The following is a 24,774-nucleotide window of genomic DNA, read 5'->3' as shown; positions in this document are numbered from 1 at the left end:
TTAGATGGGAGACGGCCATAGCGGAGTTACCAACCGCGTCGTCGCCGTCCCGCTGGTCACGTCGACCGTCTCCCTCCTCTCCCCTCCCTCCCCATCTCATTTCTGTTACGCGTCTCAGTTCCGGTATGCTTATCACGAGCGGGGACGACGTGTCGCGTATGGCAGAAACGGCAGCAGCGACAGCCGTCGGACACGACGAACTCGCCGCCCTGAAGCTCGTCGCCCTCGACGGCGGACTCGCCGGTCCGGTGAAAGTCTCCTGTTCGACCCTTGCCGAGCGCCTCGACGCCTCCAGTCAGACCGCCTCGCGTCGCCTCCAACGACTCGACGAGGCGGGTTACGTCGAGCGCGACATCGTCAGCGACGGCCAGTGGGTCGACGTCACCGACGCGGGCGAGGCCGCGCTCCGCAAGGAGTACGCCGACTACCGGCGCATCTTCGAGGAGGAGGCCTCCGTCACGCTCACCGGCACCGTCACCGGCGGGATGGGCGAGGGCCGTCACTACATCTCGCTTCCGGGCTACATGGAGCAGTTCGTCGAGCGACTCGGCTACGAACCGTTCCCGGGGACGCTGAACGTCGATCTCACCGAGGAGAGCGTCCGCGCCCGCGCCGGGATGAGTTCGCTCGACGCCGTCCCCATCGACGGCTGGGAGGACGAGGAACGGACGTTCGGTCCCGCGTCGTGCTACGCGGCGACCGTCGAGTACGACGGCGCATCCTACGAGACAGCCCACATCATCGTCCCCGAGCGCACCCACCACGACGAGACGCAGTTGGAGATCATCGCACCGGATCGCCTGCGCGACCAACTCGGTCTCGAGGACGGCGACACCGTCTCCGTCCGCGTCGAGGAGGTTTCGCGATGAGCGGCCGGACGGGTGACCTCGCCGGAAGCGACGAGGAGCGAGAAGACGACGCCGTCGACCGCGCGCTCGCGGCGTTCCGGGACGGTCTCCCCGTGCTCGTCCACGACTTCGACGACCGCGAGGGCGAGACCGACATCGTCTACCCGGCCGGTGCAGTCACGGCCGACGCGGTCGCCCGTCTCCGGAACGACGCCGGCGGACTGGTCTGTACCGCGCTCTCGCACGACGCGGCGACGGCGATGGAGCTGCCGTTCCTCGACGACACCATCGACCACCCGAGCGCCGGCAGCCACGAACTCGGCTACGACGACCGCTCGTCGTTCTCGCTTCCTGTGAACCACCGCGACACGTTCACCGGCATCCCGGACGACGACCGGGCGCTGACCATCACGGAACTCGCTTCCGCGGCAGAGGCGGCCGTCGCCGGCGACTACGACGCCGCGGACTTCGCCGCCGACTTCCGCTCGCCCGGTCACGTCAACGTGCTCCGCGCCGCCCCCGGCCTCCTCGCGGACCGACAGGGTCACACCGAACTCGGCCTCGCGCTCGCCGCCGAGGCGGGACTTCCCCCCGCAGTCGTCGTCTGCGAGATGCTCGACGACGAGACGGGACGGGCGCTCTCGAAGGCGGCCGCCCGCGACTACGCGACCCGTCACGGCTTCGTCTTCGTCGACGGCGACCGACTCGTCGAACGCTTGGGCTAACCGTCACCCGAACAGTGACTTGATCGCCCGGACCGGGCGTCTGACAGTCCGACGCAGGCGCGTGGTGAGATTCGGCCTCTTCGACGACGAGTCGCTGTCGTCTCTCGTCTCCTGTCCGAACCGAATTCGGTCGGACGCGAGGCCCGGACACTGGTGCGCTTCGGGGAGGCGGTGATCACTGCAGAGTTTCTGCCCGCACTCGTTACAGGTGAACGGGAGGTCCTGCTGTGCGCCGCACATCTCACACTGAGCCATTTCGACCCTCGTACGCTCCAGAACTGCAAAACTCGTCCGGCCGTCACCTCACCTCGCCGATTCGTCCCGCCAACTTCGTTCCGCTTCCCACCCCACCCGTTCTCGCGCCTTCGTCGTGTCGACCAGGCTCTCGTAGCCGTCGAACCCCCCCGTTTCCACTCGAACGTCGACGTCGGGGTACTCTTCGGCGACGAGCTCCGCGGTCGGCAGGTCGACTGTCGTGTCGGGCGCGGCGGCCCAGAACGTCTCGTGGCCCTCGAAGTCGGCCTCGAGACATCGCCGAAAGAGTTCGGCGAGATCGGCGAGGTGGACGTAGGCGAACAGCGTGTTTCGGACGGAGTGGTAGTACGGAGCCTCGCGAATCGCGTCGAGCGAACGGTCGGCGTCGACGAGCGTCTCCGAAACCCACTCGTCGTCGACGACGATGGGGAAGCGGAGCGTGCTCACGGTCGGCCCGCCGTTCCGTCGCCCGACGCCCTCTGCGGTGACCTCCAGGACGCGCTTGCCGAGCGCGTAGGGGTCCCGCGGGTCGCTCGGATGCTCCTCGTCGACCGGGAGGTAGTCGAGTCGGACGGGGTCGGGGTCGTACCCCGCGCCGAGCGCGCTCATGCTGGAGGCGACCGCGACGCTGTCGATACCGAGGTTCTCGACGGCTTCCAACACGTGGTAGGTCGTCATCACGTTGCTCTCGAAGGTGACGTGACCGGGGCTGCCCTCGGGGTTGGGGACCATCCCGAGGTGGACGACGGCGTCGGCGTCGCAGGCGGCCAGCGATCCGTACACCTCGCCCGCGTCGAGCAGGTCGGTCCGGCGGTAGCCGTCGGCGACGTCCTCGCGTCGACTGCTGCGCGAGAGGTTGACCGTTCGGTAGCCGTGGTCGGCGAGTTCGCGGAGGACGCCGCGGCCGACCTGTCCGTTGCCGCCGGTGACGGCGACCGTGGTTCGTGGCGATGACATGGTTCTCCCGTCGTGGCCTCCGTTCAAAAAGCCGCACACGACCGAGTCGTTCCTCATGAATTTATAGCGGTCCCCGCCGATGGCCCGACTATGGGATTTGACGACATGGACGTCGACACCATCTGGATGGACGGCGAGTTCGTGGACTGGCAGGATGCACAGATCCACGTCCTGACCCACGGACTCCACTACGGTACCGGCGTCTTCGAGGGCGTCCGCTGCTACGACACCGAGAACGGTCCGGCCATCTTCCGCTGGGAGGAGCACCTCGAACGGTTCTACAACTCCACGAAACCCTACGACATGGAGATCCCGTTCGAACCGGACGAGTTGACCGAGGCGACGCTGGAACTCGTCGAGCGACAGGACCTCGAATCCTGCTACATCCGCCCCATCGCCTTCTACGGCTACGACACGCTCGGCGTCTCGCCCGGCGACTGTCCGACGAAGGTCGCCATCGCCGCGTGGCCGTGGGGCACCTACCTCGGCGAGGACGCCCTCGAGAACGGCATCAAGGTGATGGTCTCCTCGTGGCGCAAGCACGCTTCCAGTCAGATTCCGACGAACGCCAAGACGACCGGGCTCTACGTGAACTCCATGCTCGCCGGCGAGGAAGCCCGCCGCAACGGTTACCGCGAGGCGATCGTGCTCAACAAGGAGGGGAACGTCGCCGAGGGTCCCGGCGAGAACATCTTCCTCGTCCGCGACGGCGAGATCTTCACGCCCGGCCTCTCGGAGAGCATCCTCGACGGCATCACGCGCAACACGGTCATCACGCTGGCCGAGGAACGCGGCTACGAGGTCCACGACGACGTCTCCATCAGCCGCGGTGAACTCCACACCGCCGACGAACTGTTCTTCACCGGCAGCGCCGCGGAGGTCACGCCTATCCGGCAGGTCGACAACGTCGAGGTCGGCGAGCGCGGTCCGGTGACCGAGGAACTCCAACAGGCGTTCTTCGATCTCGTCGAACGACGCACCGAGGACCACGACGAGTGGTTCACCTACGTCTGAGCGGTCCGCTGAGCGGTTGAGACGCGCTGCTGTCTCACTCTCTCTCTCTCTCCTCGATCCCGTTCTCTCCGACATCCCCCGATCACCCCTTCGACCGACGACACCGACGCTCGGACGGAGTGGCGTGTCGTCGCGGTCGGCGACGGACGAACGGACCGACTGTCAGTTCATCCGGCCGAGGTCCTCGATCCCGCTCTCGTCGGTGACGTCGATGTCGACGCCCTCGTTGGTCTCGGCGAACCCGGCCGAGAGGATGCGCGTCAGCGCCTCTTCGACCTTCTCGTTCGTCTCCTCGATGCGGTGCGGTTCGACCTCCATCACGAACCCGGTGGTGATGTTGGGTGCCGTCGGCATGAAGAGCACCACACGGCCGTCGGAGGTGGTTTTGCCCGTCTTGAACGCGGTCATCCGGATGCCGGTCCACACTTCGAGTTGCACGGGTTTCTGGAGGTCCTCGGTCCCCGTCAACGCCGTCTCGACGGCGAGTTTGGAGGCGTTGTAGACGACCCGGACGACCGGGACGCGGTTGATGACGTTGTCGATGGCACCCTCCCCGAGTCGACCGATGGTGGTCCGCATCAGGTAGCCCACGGCCAGCGTCAGCATCGCGAAGACGACGAGGACGATGAGCACTCGGACGACCGGGACGTAGTCGGCGGGAACGTAGTCCGGGAGACCGATTTTGTCCATGAACGGCAGGGCGACGAGCTTCTGGTAGAGCCAGCTGACGACGAACGCGAGGACGACGAGAGGGATGAGGACGACGAGACCGCTCGCGATGTCGCGTTTCCACGTAGACATTCGTTGTCGGGGTATGCGAGGGCCGCCCTTATCAGCGCTTCTACCTCGCGCGCCGTTGTGTTTTCTGAGAGTGGGGTGAAGGAAATTCTGAGAGTGGGGTGAAGGAAACGCTCGGACGGTCCGTCGCCCGGCGCTCCGGCTACTGACCGACGACGGCCCGGAGCGCGAACAGCGCGTTCTCCTTCCGTTCGCGAACGCGCCGGGAGAAGTAGGAGAACCACTTGCCACCGTAGGGGGCGTACTGCCAGACCTCGTAGCCGTCGGCCGCCAACTCGCGTTGGGCGTCCTCGCGAACCCCCATCAGCATCTGGATCTCGAAGTCGGTGCCGTACTCCTCGTGGAGGTCGACGGCGAGATCGATCATCTCGGGGTCGTGGCTGCCGACGGCGATGCCGCCGTCGAACTGTTCGAACATGTACTCGAGGTACTCGCGGTACGCGGCGTTGACTTTCGACTTCTCCTTGTAGGCGACCTCGCGTGGTTCGTCGTAGGCTCCCTTCACCAGTCGAATCTTCCCGGGGACGTCGGCGAGGCGTTCGAGATCCTCTTTCGTCCGCTTGAGGTTCGCCTGCACGCAGAGGCCGACGCCGCCCTCGAACTCGCGGGCGAACTCCTCGAAGGCGTCGAGCGTGACGTCGGTCGTCGTGTAGTCCTCCATGTCGCACCAGACGAACACGTCGTGGTGGTCGCCCGCCTCGACGACGGCACGGAAGTTCTCGCGGAACACGTCGTCGCCGGCGTCCAGCCCGATCTGGGAGGGTTTCACCGAGACGCAGGCGTCGAGGTCGGTGCCGCCGATGTCCCGGATCAGTTGGACGTAGGTCGCTGTGTCCTGGTCTGCCTCGGCGCGGTTGTCGTAGTGTTCGCCGAGGAGGTTGAGAATGACCTTCACGCCGTCCTCGTTCGTCTGTCGGACGTGGTCGAACGCCGCCGCCGGCGTCTCACCCGCGACGAACCGACTGGCGATGGGGGGGATCATACGACGGAACTTCCGGTCCGGTATTTAAATCCGTTATCGTTCTCGCCTCACACGTCGTGGACGCAGTCGTCGTGCCGTCGTTCGTCGACGGACGTCTGTCGCGACCCTCGTCTCACCGCGGGTCGTCCAACCGCGCAGTCGACCGAAACGCAGGGGATTATATCCTCCCCCCGACACCTCCCCCTATGTTGCGTACACTCGTCCTACAGGCGTTCTGGACGATGCTCCCGGCGTACGTCCCGAACAACGTCGCGGTGCTCGCCGGCGGCGACAAGCCGATCGACGGCGGACTGACGTGGAACGGCAACCGACTGCTCGGCGACGGGAAGACCTGGCGCGGGACCCTCGTGGGGACGCTCGCCGGCGTGGTTCTGGCGCTCCTCCTCGACGTGGCTCGCGAGTCGATCGAGACGCGACTGGACGTGACGCTGCCAGTCTTCTCGGTGAAGTCGGCGTTCGCGCTCTCCTTCGGCGCGATGCTCGGCGACATCGGTGCGTCGTTCGTCAAGCGCCGCAGCGGTCGCGAGCGCGGGGCGGCGTTCCCCGGCCTCGATCAACTCGACTTCGTCGTCGGCTCGCTCGGCCTGACGGCCGCCGTCGCGCCGACGTGGTTCCGGACGGTGTTTCGGATTCCCGTGCTCGTGGTCGTCGTCGTGATGACGCCCGTGCTGCACGTCGTGACGAACATGGTCGCGTACGTGTTGGGGTTGAAGGACGAACCCTGGTAGCTCCGTTTTAGACCGGGTCCTGTTGCTCTCCGGGTTCGGGACCGACAGCACTCGACGACGGCTCGAACGACCCGGTGGAAAAGATCAGGCTCCCCGGAGACGGGTCAACTTCGACAGGCTGGACAGTTTCCGTCTCGGATATACTCTGCGAGCGCACGGTTGCCACAGTGCGGGCACTGCTCGTATCGGTGCTTCGATCGTCTGGGTTTCGGTGACGTCTCGACCACGTCGAGTCAACTCCGTTCCAACCGTTGTCAACAACTACCAAACAGGTCGTGGTTGTTATGACGCCCTCTTTATCAACGAGCTGAGCTCGCTCGGGAGCGTCTCCGTTCCATCGACGGCCAACCACCCCGTTTATACCCTTCCACCGTTCCACAACGAGTAATGGCGAACCAGGAACTCATCCAGGCGCTGCGCGACGCCGACGCCGTCCAGTTCGGCGAGTTCGAACTCTCCCACGGCGGCACCAGCGAGTACTACGTCGACAAGTACCTCTTCGAGACCGACCCCCACTGTCTCGAACTGATCGCCGAGGCGTTCGCCGAGCGACTCGACGACACCAAACTCGCCGGTGTCGCTCTCGGTGCGGTCCCGCTCGTCGCCGTCACGAGCGTCGAGACGGGCAACCCCTACGTCATCGCCCGGAAGAAAGCCAAGGAGTACGGGACGGCCAAGCGTATCGAAGGGCGACTGGAGGAAGGCGAGGAGGTCGTCATCCTGGAAGACATCGCGACGACCGGTCAGAGCGCCGTCGACGCCGCGGAGGCGCTCCGCGACGCCGGTGCGAACGTCTCCCGCGTGATCGTCGTCGTCGACCGCCAGGAGGGGGCCGACGAACTGCTGGCGGAACACGACCTCGAACTCGACTCGCTGCTCTCGGCCTCGGAGCTGCTGGCCGATCGATAGCCGCTCGTCTCTCTGTTCTCGCCCGTCGCCGAGTCGTCTCCCTCGCTCCCCCGTACCGCCGCCGTGTGATGCAGTCCCACACAACTGTGTGTATCTCAGCACTCCTCTGATATCGAAGTGTTCATGCTTGCGCAAACGCGAGTACTACGGCATGAACCGAGCAGAGAAGGCCGCCCTGCAGTTGCAGGCGGTCGCCGTCCTGCGGATGCTCAAAGAGACGCGGACCTACGACGAACTCTCGGAGGTGACAGGCCTCCCGGCGGGGGACCTCAACCGCTACGTCAACGGTCACGTCCTCCCCGGCACCGACCGCGCCCGCGAAGTCGTGGAGGGGATCGGTCGCGACGCGCTCTCGACCGAACTGGAGGCGCGCGTCGAGTTCGACGACGAGGGCTACGTCGACAACTCCGGCGTCGTCTTCGACCAGTCGTTCCTCGACCTGGTCGCTCCCATCGCCGCCAACGCCTTCGGTTTCGAACGTCCCGACGTGGTGTTGACCGCGGCGACCGACGGGATCACCCTCGGGGCGGCGATGGCCAGCTACTTCGACGCCCGTCTCGCCTACGCCAAGAAGTCCAAGGAGACGGCCGTCGAGGAGTTCATCGAGTCCCGTCAGCGACTCGCCTCGGGCATCGAACTCACCTACTACCTCCCGGCGAGTGCGCTCACCTCGGGGCAGCGCGTGCTCGTCGTCGACGACCTCATCCGCTCGGGCGAGACGCAGGAACTGCTCCTCGACATCGCCCTGCAGGCCGACGCCGACGTCACCGGCGTCTTCACGCTCATCGCCGTCGGCGACGAGGGCACCTCGCGCGCCGAGGAGATCACCGACGCCCCCGTCGGGGCGCTGACGACGTTCGAGTCGTCGACTCGCTGAAGAAACGCGCCGACTGCGTGGCGGTGTTTCGCACACGACTCCCGAATCGGCGGGCTTAAGCGACTGTTTCTGTTCCCCGAGAGAGGAACCAGTACATGGGAGTTCGCGACTTCTTCGACCTCGACGCCCACGGAACAGACGTCCGAACGGAGGCGCTCGCCGGGCTGACCACCTTCCTGACGATGAGTTACATCGTCGTGGTCAACCCGGCCATCCTCGCGGCGGTGCCCGGCGAGGACGGCAAACCGGGTATCGCCGTCGCGAACGCAGCACCTGGCGAGGTGTTGCAGATGCTCGCGGTCGTGACTATCCTCGCCGCGGCGACGGGGACGCTCGTCATGGCGCTGTACGCCAACCTCCCGTTCGGCCAAGCGCCCGGGATGGGACTGAACGCCTTCTTCGCGTTCACCGTCGTCGGCGCGCTCGGCGTCTCGTGGCAGACGGCGCTCGCCGCCGTCGTCGCCGAGGGAGTCCTGTTCGTCCTGCTCACGGCTATCGGTGCGCGCGAGTACGTCATCCGACTCTTCCCCGAACCGGTGAAGTTCGCCGTCGGCTCCGGTATCGGGCTCTTTCTCGCCATCGTCGGTCTCCAGGAGATGCGGCTCGTCGTCGCCGACTCCGCGACGTTGGTCACGCTCGGCGACGTCGCATCCGACCCGGTGGCGATGCTCTCCGTGGTCGGCCTGTTTCTCACTTTCGCGCTCTACGCCCGTGGGATCCGCGGCTCTATCGTCGTCGGCATCCTCGCGACGACGCTGCTCGGCGGTCTCGCGACGTACCTCGGTCTCGTCGACTCCGGCGTGCTCGCGATCGACGCGGTCAGAGAGGGTACTATCGCGCTCTCCGAACTCCCCGGTGTAACCTACGACGTCTCGCCGCTGGCGTTCGCGTTCGTCGACGGTCTCTCCCGCGTCGATCCGGCGACGTTCGCGCTCGTCGTCTTCATGCTGTTCTTCGTTGACTTCTTCAACACCGCGGGCGCGCTCGTCGGCGTCGGACAGGTCGGCGACTTCCTCGACGACGACGGCAACTTCCCCGACGTCGACAAGCCACTGATGGCCGACGCCGTCGGCACGACGGTCGGCGGAATGCTCGGGACGTCGACAGTCACCACCTACATCGAGTCCGCGACCGGTGTCGAGGAGGGCGGTCGAACCGGTCTGACGGCCCTCGTCGTCGCCGGACTGTTCCTCGCCGCACTCCTCGTCGTTCCGCTGGCGGCGGCGATTCCGCTCTACGCTTCCCACATCGCTGTCGTCGTCATCGGTGTCGTCATGCTCCAGAACGTCGTCGACATCGACTGGAACGACATCACCCACGCCATCCCCGCGGGCCTCACGATCCTCGTGATGCCGTTCACCTACTCCATCGCCTACGGTATCGCCGCGGGTATCGTCTCCTACCCGCTCGTGAAGGCTGCCGCCGGCGACTACGACGACCTCCGGGCGGGCCACCTCGTGCTCGCGGGGACGTTCGTCGTCTACTTCGCCGTCCGGATGAGTGCTGTCAGCTGACGGCGACGGCGGCCGAGCCCGCTCCAGCCGTATGTGTGCACACCCATGCCATATACGGATTTTCGACCGGCGTCTATACGAAGAAAATATGCATCTATGTGCACACATGCCTGCCGCCGATAACAACGCTTAAATGCATAATCACGGCTATGCACTATATGGGGCTCACAGAGTACTTCGACCTCGACGCACACGACACGACTGTGCGGACCGAGGTCATCGCAGGCATCACCACGTTCCTGACGATGAGTTACATCGTCGTGGTCAACCCGGCCATCCTCGCCGGCATCCCGGGGACGAAACCGGGCATCGTCATCGACGGTTTCTCGCCGACGCAGGTCCGGTCGATGCTCGCGGTCGTGACCATCGTCGCCGCGGCGACGGCGACGACCATCATGGCGTTCTACGCGAACCGCCCGTTCGCGCAAGCGCCCGGGCTCGGACTGAACGCCTTCTTCGCGTTCACCGTCGTCGGCGCGCTCGGCATCCCGTGGCAGACCGCGCTCGCCGCCGTCGTCGTCGAGGGCGTACTGTTCATCCTGCTCACCGCCGTCGGCGCTCGCGAGTACGTCATCAAACTGTTCCCGAAACCCGTGAAGTTCGCCGTCGGCACCGGTATCGGGCTGTTCCTCGCCATCATCGGCCTCCAAGAGATGGGGATCGTCGTCGCCGACAGCGCGACGCTCGTCACGATGGGGCAGGTCGCCTCGAACCCCGTCGCCGTCCTCTCGGTGGTCGGTCTCTTCCTGACGTTCGTCCTCTACGCCCGCGGTATCAAGGGTGCGATCATCCTCGGCGTCCTCGTCACGACGGTGCTGGGGTGGCTGGTCACACAGGCCGGACTGGTCGCTCCCGACGCCGGTCTCGTCGCCGAGTCGACCAGCGCGACCTACGACATCACGCCGCTCGCCGGCTCCTTCCTCGAGAGGCTCGGAGACATCGAGGGGTTCGCCTTCGCGCTCGTCGTCTTCACGTTCTTCTTCGTCGACTTCTTCGACACCGCCGGCACGCTGGTCGGAGTCGGACAGGCGGGTGACTTCCTCGACGACGAGGGGAACCTCCCGGACGTCGACAAGCCGCTGATGGCCGACGCCGTCGGCACGACGGTCGGCGGGATGCTCGGCACCTCGACGGTCACGACCTACATCGAATCCGCGACGGGCGTCGAGGAGGGCGGTCGGACCGGCCTCACGGCACTCGTCACCGCCGGGCTGTTCCTCGCCTCGCTCGCGCTCGTCCCGCTGGCGGCGGCGATCCCGCTGTACGCCTCCCACATCGCGCTCGTCGTCATCGGCGTCGTGATGCTCAGCAACGTCGTCGACATCGACTGGAACGACATCACGCAGACCGTCCCGGCCGGGATGACCATCCTCGTGATGCCCTTTACCTACTCGATCGCCTACGGCATCGCCGCGGGCATCATCTCCTACCCGCTCGTGAAGGTCGCCGCCGGCGAGTACACCGACCTCCGGGCGGGCCACCTCGCGCTCGCGGGCGCGTTCGTCGTCTACTTCTTCGTCCGGACGAGCGGGCTGCTGGCCAGTTCGGTCTGAGCGACGGCTCCGCCGCGCCGCCGACCACAAAGCGTTTCAACACCCGCTACACCTGCTTCTACTGTGAACGACGCCCTCCCATCCCGGCGATGGCTCGCACGTGGGGCCGTGATACTCGTCGTCCTCTCGCTCCTCGCGCCAGCAGGCATCGCCGCGGTCACCGGAACCGACGACAGCACAGATCTCGCCAGCGGAACGGTGACCGACCCGGCCAACGGATCGACGGTCGTCGGCATCCAGGGGTTCCACTTCAAGGACCGGGGTGCCGAGAAGAAACCCGCGCGGCTCGTCTCGGCCGACGAGAACGCCGACACCGAGTGGGTTCACACGGGCATCGAGGACGACGTCTCGTGGTTCTACGACGTCGACCCGCTGGACAACGGCAACCTGCTCGTCGTCTCGACGAAACCCGCACACACGCTCGTCTACGAGTTCGACCCCGACACCGAGGAAGCCGTCTGGGTCGAACGACTCGACACCGACGACACCCACGACGTCGACATGATGGAGAACGGCGACCTCGTCGTCGCCGACATGCGCAACTGGGAGAACGGCACCACCGAGGACCGTATCTTCATCTACAACCGGACCACAGACGAGATCACGTGGGAGTGGCAGTTCAAGAACCACTACCCCGAGAACACCGACGGCGGCTACAACGAGGACTGGACGCACGTCAACGACGTCGACGTCATCGACGAGCATCGCCTGCTGCTCTCGCCGCGGAACTTCGACCAGGTCGTCGTCCTGAACCGGACGACCGGCCAGATCGAGGACCGCCTCGGCAGCGACGGCGACCACGACACGCTGTTCGAGCAGCACAATCCCGACTATCTGGAGTCGGAGAACGGCACGCCCACCATCCTCGTCGCCGACAGCGAGAACGACCGCATCGTCGAGTACGCCAAACAGGGTAGCAACTGGACGCTGACGTGGGAACTCGGCGGCCCGGGACAGCTCAACTGGCCGCGTGACGCCGACCGCCTCCCCAACGGCAACACGCTCGTCACCGACTCGCTGAACCACCGCGTCATCGAGGTGACGCCCGAGGGCGAGATCGTCTGGGAGTACTACGCGACGTGGGGGCCGTACGACGCCGAGCGCGTCGCCCACGGCGGGTCGTCGAACGGGCCGACCATCGCCGACATGAACGCCAGCGGGAGCTACGACGTCACCGGCAGCGCCGGCCTCCAACCTGGAACGGGCGAGGGGAAGACGTTCGCGGCGCAAGTCGAGTCGACGTTCGCCAGCACCCCGCTGGCCGACTCCGCCTCGGAGTTCGCCGCGACGTGGTCGCACGTCACTCCGTGGGTCCGTCCGACCTGGATGTCCGGGTGGGACCTCTTCTTCACCGCTCTCGCCGCGCTGGCGCTTCTTGGCTGGGGAATCGCCGAGATCGTCTATCAGCGCCGCCGCATCGTCGGTCGCGCTCGGTCGCTGACCGGCAGTCGCTGACCGACGTCACTCGAACACGGTCTGTCCTTCTCTCCGCTCTCTGGCCCCGTCTTCCACGCCTGACTCCGTGTGGCGTTTCGGGGACACACCTCCACGCCCGACTGCGTGTGGCGTTTCGGGAACACACCACCACCGTGTTCTTAAGTCCCCGTTTCTAACGTGGAGTCGATGGCAAACCTCGAACTCTACGAACTCGAAGGCTGTCCGTACTGCGCGAAGGTCAAGAACAAGCTCGCCGACCTCGGCCTCGAGTACGAGTCACATCTGGTGCCGCGCTCGCACTCGGAGCGAACCGAAGTGAAGGAGGTCAGCGGACAGACCGGCGTGCCGGTGCTCGTCGACGAGGAACACGGCGTCGAGGGGATGCCCGAGAGCGACGACATCATCGAGTATCTGGAGGAGACGTACGGCTCCAGCGCGAGCTGATCGTCGACTCACACCGCGGCAGCGTCGTAGCTCTTTCTCACGGCTGGAAACAGCGTGTCGACGTCGTCGGCCGTCACCGCCACCGTCGTCCACGAGGCGACGGCGCGCCCGTTCGCGACGAACGGCGACACCCGGTGTGTCGCCGCCAGCCGTCGGCGGTCCTCGTCCGGGAGTCGCGTCAACGAGACTCCCTGGTCGCTCACGACGGCGAAGAGTTCGCTCTCGACGAGATACGACGGCCAGCCGAACGTCGTGTGACTCGACACGGCCGGCCACGTCAACACCTCTCGCTCGAACGCCGCTCGGAGCGACGAGAACGACTCGGAGAACTTGTCCACCCTCGTGGTAGGCCCGACAGAGAGATAACGTCGCCGTCTAGCTCTCGGCGGGTTCGCGGGCCCGTTCGCGGAGGAGGTCGCGGATCTCGTCGGGGTCGTCGATCGACGCGAGCTCCTCGCAGCTGACGATGGCGGTTCCGTCGACCGACTCGCGCTTCGAGCGCTCCTCGGTGAAGTAGACCGAACGGGTGCGGGTCACCTCCCCGATGGAGGACATGATGCGGGCGCGCTTCTCGGCGCTTCTCGTGAACGCCGAGTGCCCCGTCAACATGTTCCCCTCGCGGTGGTCGCTGTCCTCGCTGACCGCCTTGAACGGTGCGCGAGCGGTCGGGTGGACGGTAAAGCCCGCGCGGGTCAACACGGAGAGTACGTGCTCGTCGTCGGGGTCGACCTGCGGGTCTTCGGGCGTCGGGTCGGCGTCGCGCACCTCCTCGGCACCCTCCATCACGTTGACGGGGCTGCTGAACGGCTTGCCGAACAGCTCCTCGAGTTGGATCGCCACCTCGACGCTCGCGTTCATGCCGTCTTCGTACTTCGAGACGGTGCGGCGGGAGACGCCGAGTTCGGTCGCGAGCCGTCCGAGACTCCAGCCGCGACGCTCGCGTTCGTCGGCGATGACGTTGCCGTCGATGTTGACGTACAGCCCGCCCGGTGCTGCGTAGATGAGCGGCGGCACCTCCTCGACGAACAGATCCATCGCCGTGTCGGGGTTGAGTACCGGGACGCCGTGGCGGAAGTACACCACGCCGGGTTTCAGATCCTCGTCGCGGGTGCGAAGCCCGATGACCATCGGCGTCGCGTCCAGATAGGTGCCGAGTCGTCGCATCTCCGCGCCCGTCTCTGCGTCGAACGCGTCGATGTTGCCCAGAATCTTCACGAGGACGAGGTCCTCACCTCGCCGGGCCGCGAGGTCGAAACTCTTCGGTCGGATCGCACAGCGGTCGCTCACGACGAATCCGGCGTCGTGGAGCATCGCCGTGAGGTTGTCGACCAAAACTGCCCGGGACATAGGGGGGAATAGGAGATTCTCGACATATAACGGTTGTGTCCCTCACCCGTCCCCCGTCTTTCGATTCACTCCCGGTCTTTCCGGTGCAATTATATAGCAGTTCACGACGCGAAAACGGCTTTACCGTCCTCTGATTACGCCTCTGCGATGACCGTCATCGGCCTCGACGACACCGACTCCCGCGAACAGGGGATGTGTACGACCTACCTCGCGGCGCTCGTCGCCGACGCTATCGAGGCGGCCGGTGGCACCGTCTTCGAGCGCCTTCTCGTCCGACTCAACCCCGCCGTGAAGCACAAGACACGGGGCAACGCCGCGCTCGCGCTCCACACCGACGTCGACGTCGCCACCGCCACCGCCGTCGTTCGCGACCGTCTCGACCCGCTGGCCGTCGTCGACGACCCGCGGACGAGTCCCGGCCTCGTCGTCGCCCCGGGCGACCCGGCCGACGTCCCGGACCGCGTCGCCGAGTTCGCCCGCGACGCGCTCCGAGACCACCACGCCATCGCCGACGCCGTCGCCCTCGCCGACGAGGTGGGCTACCACCACGAGGGGTGGAAGGAGGGCCGCGGCCGGATCGGCGCGCTCGCGGCGGTGGGCGCACACGCCGCCTTCGACGAGTGGACCTACGAACACGTCTCCTACCGGGCGTTCGACCGCTGTGGGACGCCCCGCGAGGTCGACGACGACTCGGTGTTCGCCGCCGCCGACGCGGGCTATCCCGCCGTCTGGGACACCGTCGACCGCGAGGAGGGAGGGGCCGTCTGCGTCCCGCACGCGCCCGGCCCCATCCTCTACGGGATCCGCGGCGACGACCCCGCGGCCGTCCGCGACGTCGCCGCCCGGATCGACGGCGAACGCGTCGACCGGACGGCGCTGTTCCGGACGAACCAGGGGACCGACGCCCACCTTCGATCGGGAGACGGAGACCTCCCGGACGACGACCTCGCAGACGGCGCGGCCTACCGACTCGACGGCGCGGTGGTCTCGTCGCCGGAGACGCGACCGGGCGGCCACGTGTTCTTCGACCTCGAACGCGAGCGCGACGACGGCCGAACGCTCCCGTGTGTGGCGTTCGAACCGACGAAGCGGTTTCGCGACCGAGTGCGCGCTCTCCGAGTCGGCGACCGACTGACGGTCTGTGGCGAACTGTCGGACGGGACGCTCAAACTCGAGAAGTTCGCCGTCCGCGGGTTGCTCCGAACCGAACGCGTCACGCCCGACTGCCCCGACTGCGGGCGGTCGATGAAGAGCGCGGGGCGGAACCAGGGGTATCGCTGCCGGGACTGTGGGACGACCGAACCCGGAAAGGTGACCGTTCCGCTCGCCCGCGACCTGGAGACGGGGTGGTACGAGGTGCCTCCCTGCGCCCGAAGACACGTCGCAAAGCCGCTCGTCCGCGGCGGGTTCGACGCTCAGGTCCACCCAGAGCGGTGAGACGGCGACCGGAAACCACCGGTTTCGGAAGTGTGCGACCCCACTGCCGCCCACCTCGATCAGACACCGTCCGCCGCCGGTTTGCCACGTGCTAACCGTCGGTTTCTCGGAACAAACGTGTGCTTAGACTGGAAATAAGCCAGCCTGTGGCTCGTTTAACCGGGCCATAGCAAAGGGGGTCTCGGACGAAGGAGAGAGTGTAGCGCAGCGCCCCCAGGTGGTCTCCACCGGGGCAGACAGGAGCAATCACATGAGCACTCCCGACAACTCCACCGAGGCTGAATCGTCCGCACCGCGTCGTGCCGGGCTCAACCGGTGGCCCGTCTTCGACGTCGAGTACGTCATCGAATCGAGCGAGACCGGCCACGATCAGTGCACCCTCTATCCACGAGAGGTCGACGACGACGACATCGTCGGCGCGTGGATCGCCGCAGACGAGGGTTCCTACGTCAGCCTCGCGGAGACGCGCTGACGACGTCGCCCGCTGTCTTCCCCCGATCCTCGTTCGACGTTCACGCGTGAGGCGTCTCCCGGACGCACTCCACGCGTTCTTCCCCCTCGAAACCGAACTGCCGAGTGACCACGCCGCTCCGCACGTTCGAGTGTCCAACGCCGCCAGTTCCCGCTCAGCCTTTCAGTCCGCTGCCGGTCAGCGGGACCACGACGTCGCTGTCGGCGTCGAGCACTCCCCGTTCTCGATACGCCCGAAGCGCGGCGGGCGCGACTGCACACGTCGGTTCGGTGTAGAAGCCTCGTTCGTGCAACCGTTCGAGTTCCCGCTCGACGGCGTCCGCGTCGAGCGCGATGGCGTCGCCGTCGGTCTCGACGACCGCCTCCAGTATCTCTTCGCGGCGCACCGGGTCGCGGATCTGGATGCCGTCGGCGACGTCGTTCGTCCCCTCCGACGCCCCGTGTAGCTCCTCGGCGATCGGCGCGTAGCCGTTGGCCTGTGCGCCGAGCAGTCGCGGCATCCGGTCGGTCCACCCCGCCTCCAGCAGCGCGCGGAACCCCCGATACGCGCCGAGGAAGAGCGTCCCGTGTCCGAGCGGCGTCACGACGGCGTCCGGTACCTGCCAGTCGCGTTGGCGGGCGATCTCGTAGGCGACGGTGGCGGTGCCGGCGAAGAACGCGGGGTTCCACGCGTGGCTGGCGTACCAGCCGTCGCCCGACGAGACGGCGTCGAGACAGGCGTCGGTGACGTCCTCGCGGGAGCCTTCGACGCGGACCGGCGTCGCGCCCGCCCGCTCGATGGCCCGGAGTTTCGACGCCTTCACCGACGCGGGAACGTAGATGTCGGCGTCGATGTCCGCACGGGCGGCGTACGTGGCGATGGCGGCACCCGCGTTGCCCGAAGAGTCTTCGACGACTTTCTCGACGCCCAACTCGGCCGCTCGCGACAGCGTCGTCGTCGCGCCGCGGTCCTTGAAACTCCCTGTCGGGAAGACGTACTCCAGTTTGAACTGTGCGTCCCACTCGGGAGCGTCGACGAGCGGTGTCGCCCCCTCGCCGAGCGTCACCTCGCGGTCGACGGGGAGGAACTCCGCGAACGACCAGAGACCGCGTCGGCCGTCGAACGCCGCGGGATCCGGTGCGGGGCCGTCCGGGAGCGGCGTCTCGGCGAACTCCAGCGGGTGGCCGCACTCACAGCGCCAGCGGTCGGGGTAGCCGGTCCCGCAGTCGGGACAGACGAGAGCGGATGGCATGGTCGGGTGGACGGAGGGCGGCGACCAGTAGCTGACGGTTCCCGCGTCGTCGCCGATGTATGAGTGTGCGACGCCGTTCACCGCGCTCCGCCGGCGACGTCGTAGACGAGACAGTAGCTGTGGTCGTAGCCGTGGCCGTACGCGTCGGTTCGGTCGTCCGACTCCTCGTGCTCCCACACGACCACCGTCTCGCCGCGGAACTCGGCCCGGTCGACACGCTCCGTGATCCGTCGACCGACGTCCCACGCGAGGGTGAACGTCCCCTGGTCGTTCTTCAGGTTCGCGACGTCGACGACGAGCGTCGAGTCGGCCGCCATCCACCCCGTGATCCGGCCGAAGAGCCGTTCGACGTCGTCGAGGTAGCGCTCGTAGTTCGTCCGGCTCTCGACGTCGTAGCTCCGGAACGGGTCGACGCCCTCTTCCCAGGCGATGAAGGGCGGGGAGGTGTGACACAGGTCGAGAGGAGGGAACTCGCTCCCGTCGAGTTCGAAGACGTCACCGTGGACGACGTGGTCGTCGTGGCTCACGCGCTCGCGGACGAACGCGGCGCGCTCCGCGTCGAGTTCGACGCCGTAAGGGGTCCGGTCCAATCGTTCGGCGACGGCGAGGGTCGTTCCGAACCCCGCGAAGGGGTCGAGCACCGTCTCACCGGGGTCGGTGTACGTCTCGACGACGCGCTCGACGAGCGTCTCCGGCGTCCAGTCGTCGCCTTCGATGTCGTCCGGGATGGCGTCGGGTCGCTCGTAGGGAACGGTGAGGTACGTCTGCACGGCCGACTGCACAGGCGAGCGGCGGAAAAGTGTTCGTGTGGTGGGACCCGCGGCGACGAACGACGGCTCAGTACGTGTCGACGTTCGTCCCGACCGAACAGACGTACTCGCCGGTCGCGACCTGTGGAAGTCGGCGCGAACGCCAGAAGATGCCGCTGTTGTCGGCGGTGACGCGGGCCTTCAGCTTGCCGAAGACGTCTGTCACCTCGAACAGCGTGTCGCCGGGGCTGACGCGGGTGCCGAGGTCCTTCTCGAAGCTCACGAGGCCGCCGGCGGGCGACCCGTACTGATCGAAGCTCTTCGCGCGGGTCTGTCGCTGTAGGTCGGCGTCGTCGTCGAGGAAGTCGTAGTGGCGGAGAACGTTGAAGACGCCGCGGACGCCGAGTCGGATGCTCTCGTCGTCCCAGCCGACACAGCCGCCGAGTTCGGGGTCGATGGTGGGGACACCCTCGTCGGGGCCGGCGCGGGCGAGTTGGCCGTCGGGTCCCTTCTGGTCGAGCACGTAGCCGATGCCGAACGCCTTGGCGAGTTCGAGACACTCGCGGTGCAGCCGGTGCCGGCGGCCACAGCGGACGCGGACCTCGTTTATCATCCGACTGGTCGACCCCTGGTGGAGGTCGAGGATCAGGTCGGCCCGACGGGCGACGTCGAACGTGGCGGCGGCGATGCGCTCGCTCGACGTCCCGTTCTCGTCGCCCGGGTAGGCACGGTTCATCTTCGTGTCGTCGACCGGGTTCCGGTGTTGAGCGATCTGGAACGCGTGGTAGTTGACGATGCCGACCACGAGAATCGTTCCGCTCAACTCTGCCGGGTCGAGTTGCGGGACGACCTGTTGGATGACGCCGACGCCGTTGAGTTCGTCGCCGTCGCTCGCAGCCTGCATGTAGAGCGTCTGTCCGTCGCGTGCGCCGTTGATGACGGCGACCGGAAGGCCGACCGTACTGCCGTCGCGGGTCTCTCCGACTTCGAGCCGCCCGGTGTCGAACTCGCCGGGGGCCGCGCTCGCGGTGCCGAGCGTGGTCATTGTCCGATGGTGGGTCGCACCACTCTTTAGGGGTTCGGTCCGTCGGAGCGTCGCTGGGTGACGGTTCCGTAGTCACACCGCTCCGATTCCCGCGAAACGTTTATTCCACCCTGTCAGGAACAAAACGTGCAATGCGAAGCGGGGAACCCGACCGTCGCTGCGACGGCCGACCGGTGTCCGTCGGGAGGCGTCCGTCGTGACGCTCCGGTTCGAGTCGACCGGCCCGACGACGTTCCGCGTCGTCGACGACATCGAACACAGCCAGTTCGAACTCCGCACGCCCGCCCCGGTCTCGCCCCGGGAGGCTCCGTCGGATCGGTTTCGGTTCCCCGTCGACGGGGCGGTCGCCGTCGAGACGGCGACGCTCCGACTGCCGAAGCTCACCGGGATGGTCGTCCGCGGTCCCGACGGACGGACCGTCGCCCAGTCGTCGAACCGCGACGGCCTGTCGCTGCCGCACGACCGGTACGACCTCGAGGTGACGACCGCTCCGATGAAACTGTACGTCGCCGTCGAGTCGTCGCTCACCGTCTCGTACGGTGCCGGCGAGACGCGCCTCTCGTTCGGGTCGACTACCGACGTGGCGGTCGGTGCACGGTCGTTCCACGAACGTCCGGCGGGGACGGTGACGACGACCGGTGAACCCGAGATGATGATGCAGGCGATCGCCACGCTGGGGTCGTCGCTCCAGACGTACTCGCCCGAGCGGTCGTTCCCGACGCTTCGGGGCCACCCACCGTTCCTCGAACTGGGCGAAGAGTTCGCCGTTCCGGCCACCGTCGACCCGCCCGACACCGGGTTGACGCTCGTCCTCCCGCCGGAGTTGCCAGCGGTGTTCACGGCGGCCCCGCTCGCCTACTACCTCGGCGCGGACGTCGTCCCTGACTGTGACCCCCGTCTCGAGGGCGACGGCTGGTCGCACTCGCTGACGGTTGACGACTGTCTCGAGACCGGTCTCGCACGGACGCTTCGGCAGGTGTTCTTCCTCGACTGCCTGACGCGCACCGAGGGCTTCTACCCCGTCGACCTCCACGAACGACGCACCGTCGAGTCCGCGCTCGAGCTCGACTTCCCCGCGCTCTACGAGCTCCCGCTCGACGAGCAGGTCGGTGCCTACCTCGACGTCCCCTTCGACGACCTCGAACCGTACCTGCCGACGTGGACGCTGACGACCGACATCCAGCCGCGAGCGAGCAACGTCGAGATGTTGCCGTTCGTCGCGAACGACCTCTCGCTCGTACGGTGTCCGACGGCGACGTGCACCGAGACGGTCAGCGCCGAGCGCGACGCCGTCTCGGACTTCTTCCGCAACGACCCGCTGCCCGCGGGCGAGTTCGTCCGCGGGGGGACGGCCGCCGAGGGTGCGTCGGGGCAGCCTCGCGGGTCGTCGTCGTCGACGGAGATCGTCGAACCGGACCCGGTCGACACCGTCGAACACGCCTGGGTGGGCGACGGCTACCCGCTCGGCGCGAGCAAGGCGACGCCGACCGCCTACCGGCGACGACTCGACCGCGACGCCGTCGAGCGCACCAGCATCGAGATCACCGTCGTCTGCAACGACGACGAGATGCGCGAGGAGGACGTCGTCGCGGACCTCTACGGCCTCCGCGACCTGCTGCAGTTCGACATCGAGGTCCGCTACGACCTCACGCGGGACCGACTCGTGGAGGTGTTGCGGTCGCCGACGAACTTCCTCCACTACATCGGTCACGTCGACGAACGTGGCCTCCAGTGTGCCGACGGCTTCCTCGACGTGACGACGCTCGACGGGGAGGTGGCCGTCGAGTCGTTCCTGCTGAACGCCTGCAGTTCTTACGAGCAGGGCGAGGCGCTCATCGACCGCGGGAGCTACGGCGGCGTCGTCACGCTCTCGGAGGTGCCCAACCGCGCCGCCACCGAGTTCGGCCGGACGCTGGCGCGACTGCTCAACTGCGGGTTCACGCTTCGGTCGGCGCTGTCGATCGCGCAAGACGACTTGGTCGTCGGCTATCGGTACATCGCGATGGGTGATGGAGGGATGACGCTGTGTCAGGCGGAGAGTGGAACACCTATGTTGGGCCGTATCTCAGACACTGCCACTCCTGACGAAATTGAGATCGAACTCGATTATTATCCATCTCCTAGCTATGGGGTTGGTTCAATCATCATTCCATACATCAATGACGAATCCATCTACTATCTATCAGGAGATACAATAGACACGTTCTATGTCTCTGTGGACGAATTATTCTCGTTCCTCGAATTAGAGACAATTCCAGTTATCGTTGACGACTGTCTGCGATGGAGCGACGAACTGGATCGGTGTTTCTTCGATTAAGGGCCGTTGATTGCACCAGAGTTGTTCGCCAACGCCGTCCCCGCCTGCGACAACAGCAGGAGCATCGTGAACAGGACGCCGGTCATTCGTGGGTGCTGCTTCAGGTAGGCTGCCATCGTTTCGTTCATCTACACTCGATTAATTCCGAGGATGCGAAAAGAAATTAATTAATGAAATTTGGCAACTCAATCATGGATTTTTCTTGACCTATCGACGAGTATGCCCACAATACTGCTTCGTTGAACACTGACGTGCAGCTTTGGCGTTTCTCCAGTACGATTTTGTCGGCTCCCTTCCACGGTCCGATATGAACGACGAGGACGTCGGCGCGTTCACCACGTTCAGGCGGTTCTTCGCGCTCCAGGGCGACGTGCTCGTGCTCTCCGTGGCGATGTTCGCGTTCAGCCTCGGCTTTCAGATGACCGGGCGGTACATGCCGCGGTACATGAGCGTTCTCGGTGCCGGGAGCGTCGCCATCGGGCTGTACGGGAGCTTCGGCAACCTCGTCAGCGCCGTCTACCCCTACCCTGGCGGCGCGCTGTCGGACCGCATCGGGTCGCGGACGGCGCTGACACTGTTCGGGTTGGCCTCGACGGTCGGGTTCGTCGTCTGGCTGTTCGCACCCGCCTTCGGCTTTCTGACGCTCCCGAGCGTCCAGTTCGGCCCGCTGGCGATCGAGGCGGTCACCCTGCCGGTCGGCATCTTCCTCGGTCTCCTGCTTTCGCAGGCGTGGAAGTCGTTCGGGCTCGGGGCGACGTTCGCCATCGTCAAGCAGAGCGTCCCGCCCGAGCGCCTCGCCAGCGGGTTCGCCAGTACGGAGACGTTTCGCCGGACGGCGTTCCTCCTCGGGCCGCTCCTGGCCGCTGGCTTACTCGCGGCCTACGAGTTCCAGATCGGCTTCCGGTACGTGCTCGTCCTCGCAGCCGGGTTCGGACTCGTCGCGACCGTCCTCCAGCACTGGCTCTACGACGCCGCCGAGGACTCGCTGGGCAAGTCCTTCGCGGGGCTGCGCGCCGTCGTCGACGACGTCCGCCAGATGCCCGACCCGTTGCGCCCGCTGCTCGTCGGCGACACGCTCGTCCGGTTCGCCAACGGGATGGTGTACGCCTTCTTCGTCATCGTCGTCGTCGAGTTTCTCGGAGTCGGCGCGACGCTCCCCGTCGTCGGCCGCGTCAACCCCGACGCCTACTTCGGAGTGCTCCTCGCGATCGAGATGGCCGTCGCGCTGCTCGTGATGGCTCCCGTCGCGGCGCTGGCGCGTCGTGTGGGACTCAAACCGGTCGTCGCGCTGGGGTTCGCCGTCTACGCCGTCTTCCCGCTGCTTCTCATCACCGCGCCGCCGAACGCGCTCGTGTTGGCACTCCTGTTTGCGTTCTCCGGCCTGCGGTTCGCCGGGTTGCCGGCACACAAGGCGCTCATCGTCGGCCCCGCCGGGGAGAATACGGGCGGAAGAGTCGTCGGGACGTACTACCTCCTGCGGAACGTCGTCGTCATCCCGAGCGCTGCACTCGGTGGCTGGCTCTACTCCTCGTCGCCGGAAGTCGCGTTCGGCGTGGCGACCGTGGTGGGTGGAGTCGGGACGGCGTACTTCCTCGTCTTCGGCGAGGAGTTCGAGGCGTACGCGTAAGTTACCCATGACTGAAGTCATGTGCTTTCCCCCGCAAGGGGTTTCGGCCCACATGGTTCGGAAGACGCACCGCGTCTTCCGTCATCACGAGACGGCGACGCTGTCTCGGACGACTCCGTCCGCCGTCACAGGCGAGCTACACGGCAGAAGGTCGGTCACACGGAGGGGTTTCCTGCGTGGTTTTCCGACCTGTGGTCTGCGTCCGAATCTGCCTCACACCCTTTAATTATCGGTGGACTCCCATCGCGTCATGGTCAGGGAATCCGACCAGAGAGGCGCTGTGTCATCTGTCCCCGATTTCAGGGCGTACCTACGGACGCCCCTCCACAGTCAACACATTTGGCTGACTGGGAGTGTACTACAAATATGTAACTATTGACACGTAACTCCTCGGGTGGCGAAACCAGCCGTGCTATCGATGGTGAGTTACGAGAAATAGTCGGGTTCCTCCCACAACTAAAGTCGTGGGCTTCCACCTCGAACTATGGGAAACGGCACCAGCGTCGGGACGGCGTCAGGTCTAACTCTCGGCGGACTCTTCGGTAGCAGTTGCGCTCCGGGTGCTCCCATCGGGTGAGAGTCCCAGTCGTCGCTCGTGTTCGTCCATCGGAACCATCTTCGCGAACTTCCCAACTCCGATCGGTGGGACGTTCCGGAAGAACGTCTCGAAAGAGTCGCCGTCTACGACGTACAGCTCCGCCCAGAACCCGAGCCCTCCGTCGGGGTCGACGGTCTCGTTGTACCACTTCCAAGCCGAGAGGTGAGAGCCGTTCGAATCGGTTGCAAACCGCTGGAGGTCTTCGAGTGACCGCCAATACTGCATCGCCGCCCCCTTCCGGAGTCCGAGGAAGATGGGTGTGTAGCCGAGGAACCCGCTGTCGGGGTCTGCCTCCAACTCTCTGAACATCTTCGCGACCTTCCAGTTGGCCAACAACCAGTGTGGGAGCGCTCGCAACTTGTTGAGCCGCATCCCGTTGATGTAGATCACGAACCCGTCGTCCATCTCCGCGGCCATCCGCTCTCTGAATATCGGTGCCATCGGGCAGTTTCTACGCGACCGGAGATATTAAGCCAGTCAGACGTTTTGGCGACGAAGTCCGGTCGTACCCTCTGCAACCACGACCGGGGTCGTCTTTCGCGAGAGTCGATACCCTTCGACCACTCGTCACACCACAGAGACGACGAGGCTTTGTCCCCCCACTTCTCAGGTACACGCGTGAGCGACGACGCCCCCGAACGGCCGCCCTCGGGCGGACTCGTGCAGGCACTAAACGTCCCCCGGAACGCCAAAGCTGGCGTCGCCGTGGGACTTCTGTTGGCCGTCTCCGTCTACCTCGTCCGCGTGTTCGAACTTCTCGGCCCCGTCCTCGGCACGCGCGAGTATCCGTTTCTCGGTCCGGAGGGGTGGTTCCTCTTTCTCGCCTTCGTGCTCGCGACGACGAGTGCGATGCTCGTCACGGCGCTTTTGACATTCGTCTCGGCGTACAGACTGGCGCGAGAACTGTAAC

General features: G+C 66.1%; 26 protein-coding genes. 15 read left to right on the top strand and 11 right to left on the bottom strand.

The genetic code is table 11. The annotated features are described in order from the left end of the window. Positions 1-158: 158 nt before the first annotated feature. Positions 159-869 carry a DUF120 domain-containing protein gene (locus tag EOHIBHHM_RS05035; RefSeq protein ID WP_497255213.1) on the top strand — a complete coding sequence of 237 codons (711 nt, stop codon included), beginning with the start codon at positions 159-161 and terminating at the stop codon, positions 867-869. Further along, positions 866-1,573 carry a 3,4-dihydroxy-2-butanone-4-phosphate synthase gene (gene ribB / locus EOHIBHHM_RS05030; protein ID WP_497255211.1) on the top strand — a complete coding sequence of 236 codons (708 nt, stop codon included), beginning with the start codon at positions 866-868 and terminating at the stop codon, positions 1,571-1,573. The genes EOHIBHHM_RS05035 and ribB overlap by 4 nt, the downstream gene beginning before the upstream one ends. Before the next feature lie 3 nt (positions 1,574-1,576). Here the strand turns inward: ribB and EOHIBHHM_RS05025 are convergent, their stop codons facing one another. Together EOHIBHHM_RS05025 and EOHIBHHM_RS05020 are read right to left on the bottom strand one after the other, a co-directional pair. Beyond that, positions 1,577-1,828, bottom strand: a complete 252-nt coding sequence (locus EOHIBHHM_RS05025; protein ID WP_497255209.1) for an AN1-type zinc finger domain-containing protein — start codon at positions 1,826-1,828, stop codon at positions 1,577-1,579. A 48-nt stretch (positions 1,829-1,876) separates the two neighbouring features. Further along, positions 1,877-2,785: an NAD-dependent epimerase/dehydratase family protein gene (locus tag EOHIBHHM_RS05020; RefSeq protein WP_497255207.1), complete on the bottom strand. Its 909-nt coding sequence runs from the start codon at positions 2,783-2,785 to the stop codon at positions 1,877-1,879. 90 nt (positions 2,786-2,875) lie between these two features. Between EOHIBHHM_RS05020 and EOHIBHHM_RS05015 the strand changes: the two genes are divergently transcribed. Further along, the gene (locus EOHIBHHM_RS05015; protein ID WP_497255205.1) at positions 2,876-3,799 is read left to right on the top strand and encodes a branched-chain amino acid transaminase; all 924 of its coding nucleotides are present in this window, start codon (positions 2,876-2,878) and stop codon (positions 3,797-3,799) included. A 162-nt stretch (positions 3,800-3,961) separates the two neighbouring features. Here EOHIBHHM_RS05015 and EOHIBHHM_RS05010 read toward each other — a convergent pair whose 3' ends face one another. After that, entirely contained in the window at positions 3,962-4,600 is a 639-nt protein-coding gene (locus tag EOHIBHHM_RS05010; RefSeq protein ID WP_497255203.1) for a DUF502 domain-containing protein, read from the bottom strand. Between the two features lie 139 nt (positions 4,601-4,739). After that, positions 4,740-5,579, bottom strand: a complete 840-nt coding sequence (locus EOHIBHHM_RS05005) for a proline dehydrogenase family protein (RefSeq protein WP_497255201.1) — start codon at positions 5,577-5,579, stop codon at positions 4,740-4,742. 185 nt (positions 5,580-5,764) lie between these two features. Here EOHIBHHM_RS05005 and EOHIBHHM_RS05000 point away from each other — a divergent pair, with 185 nt between their 5' ends. From EOHIBHHM_RS05000 to EOHIBHHM_RS04970, 7 genes are all read left to right on the top strand, one after another. Further along, positions 5,765-6,307 carry a CDP-2,3-bis-(O-geranylgeranyl)-sn-glycerol synthase gene (locus EOHIBHHM_RS05000; RefSeq protein WP_497255199.1) on the top strand — a complete coding sequence of 181 codons (543 nt, stop codon included), beginning with the start codon at positions 5,765-5,767 and terminating at the stop codon, positions 6,305-6,307. Positions 6,308-6,694: 387 nt separating this feature from the next. Next, positions 6,695-7,216, top strand: a complete 522-nt coding sequence (pyrE, locus tag EOHIBHHM_RS04995) for an orotate phosphoribosyltransferase (RefSeq protein ID WP_497255197.1) — start codon at positions 6,695-6,697, stop codon at positions 7,214-7,216. Positions 7,217-7,367: 151 nt separating this feature from the next. Continuing rightward, positions 7,368-8,093 (top strand): phosphoribosyltransferase family protein, encoded by a 726-nt coding sequence (locus EOHIBHHM_RS04990; RefSeq protein WP_089822281.1) that lies wholly within the window; start codon positions 7,368-7,370, stop codon positions 8,091-8,093. Positions 8,094-8,188: 95 nt separating this feature from the next. Next, positions 8,189-9,607, top strand: a complete 1,419-nt coding sequence (locus EOHIBHHM_RS04985; protein WP_497255195.1) for an NCS2 family permease — start codon at positions 8,189-8,191, stop codon at positions 9,605-9,607. A gap of 158 nt (positions 9,608-9,765) precedes the next feature. Beyond that, on the top strand, positions 9,766-11,160 hold the full coding sequence (locus tag EOHIBHHM_RS04980) for an NCS2 family permease (protein ID WP_497255193.1): 1,395 nt from the start codon (positions 9,766-9,768) through the stop codon (positions 11,158-11,160). Between the two features lie 63 nt (positions 11,161-11,223). Next, positions 11,224-12,615, top strand: coding sequence for an aryl-sulfate sulfotransferase (locus tag EOHIBHHM_RS04975; RefSeq protein ID WP_497255191.1), 1,392 nt, complete (start codon positions 11,224-11,226; stop codon positions 12,613-12,615). 168 nt (positions 12,616-12,783) lie between these two features. Next, positions 12,784-13,041 (top strand): glutathione S-transferase N-terminal domain-containing protein, encoded by a 258-nt coding sequence (locus EOHIBHHM_RS04970; protein ID WP_497255189.1) that lies wholly within the window; start codon positions 12,784-12,786, stop codon positions 13,039-13,041. 8 nt (positions 13,042-13,049) lie between these two features. Here EOHIBHHM_RS04970 and EOHIBHHM_RS04965 read toward each other — a convergent pair whose 3' ends face one another. Further along, positions 13,050-13,379: a hypothetical protein gene (locus tag EOHIBHHM_RS04965; RefSeq protein ID WP_497255187.1), complete on the bottom strand. Its 330-nt coding sequence runs from the start codon at positions 13,377-13,379 to the stop codon at positions 13,050-13,052. 37 nt (positions 13,380-13,416) lie between these two features. Then, positions 13,417-14,388 carry a transcriptional regulator gene (locus tag EOHIBHHM_RS04960; protein ID WP_497255185.1) on the bottom strand — a complete coding sequence of 324 codons (972 nt, stop codon included), beginning with the start codon at positions 14,386-14,388 and terminating at the stop codon, positions 13,417-13,419. Between the two features lie 147 nt (positions 14,389-14,535). Here EOHIBHHM_RS04960 and EOHIBHHM_RS04955 point away from each other — a divergent pair, with 147 nt between their 5' ends. Both EOHIBHHM_RS04955 and EOHIBHHM_RS04950 read left to right on the top strand, forming a co-directional pair. After that, positions 14,536-15,825 carry a TiaS agmantine-binding domain-containing protein gene (locus tag EOHIBHHM_RS04955; RefSeq protein WP_497255183.1) on the top strand — a complete coding sequence of 430 codons (1,290 nt, stop codon included), beginning with the start codon at positions 14,536-14,538 and terminating at the stop codon, positions 15,823-15,825. A 250-nt stretch (positions 15,826-16,075) separates the two neighbouring features. Next, positions 16,076-16,297 (top strand): DUF7511 domain-containing protein, encoded by a 222-nt coding sequence (locus EOHIBHHM_RS04950; RefSeq protein ID WP_089822268.1) that lies wholly within the window; start codon positions 16,076-16,078, stop codon positions 16,295-16,297. 154 nt (positions 16,298-16,451) lie between these two features. Here EOHIBHHM_RS04950 and EOHIBHHM_RS04945 read toward each other — a convergent pair whose 3' ends face one another. The 3 genes from EOHIBHHM_RS04945 to EOHIBHHM_RS04935 form a co-directional block, all read right to left on the bottom strand. After that, positions 16,452-17,528 (bottom strand): pyridoxal-phosphate dependent enzyme, encoded by a 1,077-nt coding sequence (locus EOHIBHHM_RS04945; protein ID WP_497255181.1) that lies wholly within the window; start codon positions 17,526-17,528, stop codon positions 16,452-16,454. A 77-nt stretch (positions 17,529-17,605) separates the two neighbouring features. Then, complete coding sequence (locus EOHIBHHM_RS04940) at positions 17,606-18,298, bottom strand: DNA methyltransferase (RefSeq protein WP_497255179.1); 693 nt, start codon at positions 18,296-18,298, stop codon at positions 17,606-17,608. Between the two features lie 67 nt (positions 18,299-18,365). Then, positions 18,366-19,322: a succinylglutamate desuccinylase/aspartoacylase family protein gene (locus EOHIBHHM_RS04935; protein ID WP_497255177.1), complete on the bottom strand. Its 957-nt coding sequence runs from the start codon at positions 19,320-19,322 to the stop codon at positions 18,366-18,368. 196 nt (positions 19,323-19,518) lie between these two features. On the opposite strand from EOHIBHHM_RS04935, the gene EOHIBHHM_RS04930 reads away from it, so the two are divergent. Continuing rightward, positions 19,519-21,639 carry a caspase family protein gene (locus tag EOHIBHHM_RS04930; protein WP_497255175.1) on the top strand — a complete coding sequence of 707 codons (2,121 nt, stop codon included), beginning with the start codon at positions 19,519-19,521 and terminating at the stop codon, positions 21,637-21,639. Here EOHIBHHM_RS04930 and EOHIBHHM_RS04925 read toward each other — a convergent pair. Beyond that, positions 21,636-21,767: a DUF7503 family protein gene (locus tag EOHIBHHM_RS04925; RefSeq protein ID WP_280141159.1), complete on the bottom strand. Its 132-nt coding sequence runs from the start codon at positions 21,765-21,767 to the stop codon at positions 21,636-21,638. The genes EOHIBHHM_RS04930 and EOHIBHHM_RS04925 overlap by 4 nt on opposite strands. 179 nt (positions 21,768-21,946) lie before the next feature. On the opposite strand from EOHIBHHM_RS04925, the gene EOHIBHHM_RS04920 reads away from it, so the two are divergent. Further along, positions 21,947-23,266 (top strand): MFS transporter, encoded by a 1,320-nt coding sequence (locus EOHIBHHM_RS04920; RefSeq protein WP_497255173.1) that lies wholly within the window; start codon positions 21,947-21,949, stop codon positions 23,264-23,266. Positions 23,267-23,786: 520 nt separating this feature from the next. Here the strand turns inward: EOHIBHHM_RS04920 and EOHIBHHM_RS04915 are convergent. Next, entirely contained in the window at positions 23,787-24,305 is a 519-nt protein-coding gene (locus EOHIBHHM_RS04915) for a monooxygenase family protein (RefSeq protein WP_497255171.1), read from the bottom strand. A 177-nt stretch (positions 24,306-24,482) separates the two neighbouring features. Between EOHIBHHM_RS04915 and EOHIBHHM_RS04910 the strand changes: the two genes are divergently transcribed. Continuing rightward, complete coding sequence (locus EOHIBHHM_RS04910; RefSeq protein WP_497255169.1) at positions 24,483-24,773, top strand: DUF7536 family protein; 291 nt, start codon at positions 24,483-24,485, stop codon at positions 24,771-24,773. Position 24,774: the final 1 nt, after the last annotated feature.

The sequence above is a fragment of the Halogranum roseipondis genome, assembly GCF_059695585.1.
The sequence above is the reverse complement of the archived record's forward strand: the minus strand, read 5'-3'. Positions and strand labels throughout refer to the sequence as shown.

What these genes read in the sequence shown, in the direction of transcription:
- EOHIBHHM_RS05035 (WP_497255213.1), top strand. Translation starts at nt 159, where the DNA reads ATGGCAGAAACGGCAGCAGCGACAGCCGTCGGACACGACGAACTCGCC.
- ribB (WP_497255211.1), top strand. Translation starts at nt 866, where the DNA reads ATGAGCGGCCGGACGGGTGACCTCGCCGGAAGCGACGAGGAGCGAGAA.
- EOHIBHHM_RS05025 (WP_497255209.1), bottom strand. Translation starts at nt 1,828, where the DNA reads ATGGCTCAGTGTGAGATGTGCGGCGCACAGCAGGACCTCCCGTTCACC.
- EOHIBHHM_RS05020 (WP_497255207.1), bottom strand. Translation starts at nt 2,785, where the DNA reads ATGTCATCGCCACGAACCACGGTCGCCGTCACCGGCGGCAACGGACAG.
- EOHIBHHM_RS05015 (WP_497255205.1), top strand. Translation starts at nt 2,876, where the DNA reads ATGGGATTTGACGACATGGACGTCGACACCATCTGGATGGACGGCGAG.
- EOHIBHHM_RS05010 (WP_497255203.1), bottom strand. Translation starts at nt 4,600, where the DNA reads ATGTCTACGTGGAAACGCGACATCGCGAGCGGTCTCGTCGTCCTCATC.
- EOHIBHHM_RS05005 (WP_497255201.1), bottom strand. Translation starts at nt 5,579, where the DNA reads ATGATCCCCCCCATCGCCAGTCGGTTCGTCGCGGGTGAGACGCCGGCG.
- EOHIBHHM_RS05000 (WP_497255199.1), top strand. Translation starts at nt 5,765, where the DNA reads ATGTTGCGTACACTCGTCCTACAGGCGTTCTGGACGATGCTCCCGGCG.
- pyrE (WP_497255197.1), top strand. Translation starts at nt 6,695, where the DNA reads ATGGCGAACCAGGAACTCATCCAGGCGCTGCGCGACGCCGACGCCGTC.
- EOHIBHHM_RS04990 (WP_089822281.1), top strand. Translation starts at nt 7,368, where the DNA reads ATGAACCGAGCAGAGAAGGCCGCCCTGCAGTTGCAGGCGGTCGCCGTC.
- EOHIBHHM_RS04985 (WP_497255195.1), top strand. Translation starts at nt 8,189, where the DNA reads ATGGGAGTTCGCGACTTCTTCGACCTCGACGCCCACGGAACAGACGTC.
- EOHIBHHM_RS04980 (WP_497255193.1), top strand. Translation starts at nt 9,766, where the DNA reads ATGGGGCTCACAGAGTACTTCGACCTCGACGCACACGACACGACTGTG.
- EOHIBHHM_RS04970 (WP_497255189.1), top strand. Translation starts at nt 12,784, where the DNA reads ATGGCAAACCTCGAACTCTACGAACTCGAAGGCTGTCCGTACTGCGCG.
- EOHIBHHM_RS04960 (WP_497255185.1), bottom strand. Translation starts at nt 14,388, where the DNA reads ATGTCCCGGGCAGTTTTGGTCGACAACCTCACGGCGATGCTCCACGAC.
- EOHIBHHM_RS04955 (WP_497255183.1), top strand. Translation starts at nt 14,536, where the DNA reads ATGACCGTCATCGGCCTCGACGACACCGACTCCCGCGAACAGGGGATG.
- EOHIBHHM_RS04950 (WP_089822268.1), top strand. Translation starts at nt 16,076, where the DNA reads ATGAGCACTCCCGACAACTCCACCGAGGCTGAATCGTCCGCACCGCGT.
- EOHIBHHM_RS04945 (WP_497255181.1), bottom strand. Translation starts at nt 17,528, where the DNA reads ATGCCATCCGCTCTCGTCTGTCCCGACTGCGGGACCGGCTACCCCGAC.
- EOHIBHHM_RS04935 (WP_497255177.1), bottom strand. Translation starts at nt 19,322, where the DNA reads ATGACCACGCTCGGCACCGCGAGCGCGGCCCCCGGCGAGTTCGACACC.
- EOHIBHHM_RS04925 (WP_280141159.1), bottom strand. Translation starts at nt 21,767, where the DNA reads ATGAACGAAACGATGGCAGCCTACCTGAAGCAGCACCCACGAATGACC.
- EOHIBHHM_RS04920 (WP_497255173.1), top strand. Translation starts at nt 21,947, where the DNA reads ATGAACGACGAGGACGTCGGCGCGTTCACCACGTTCAGGCGGTTCTTC.
- EOHIBHHM_RS04915 (WP_497255171.1), bottom strand. Translation starts at nt 24,305, where the DNA reads ATGGCACCGATATTCAGAGAGCGGATGGCCGCGGAGATGGACGACGGG.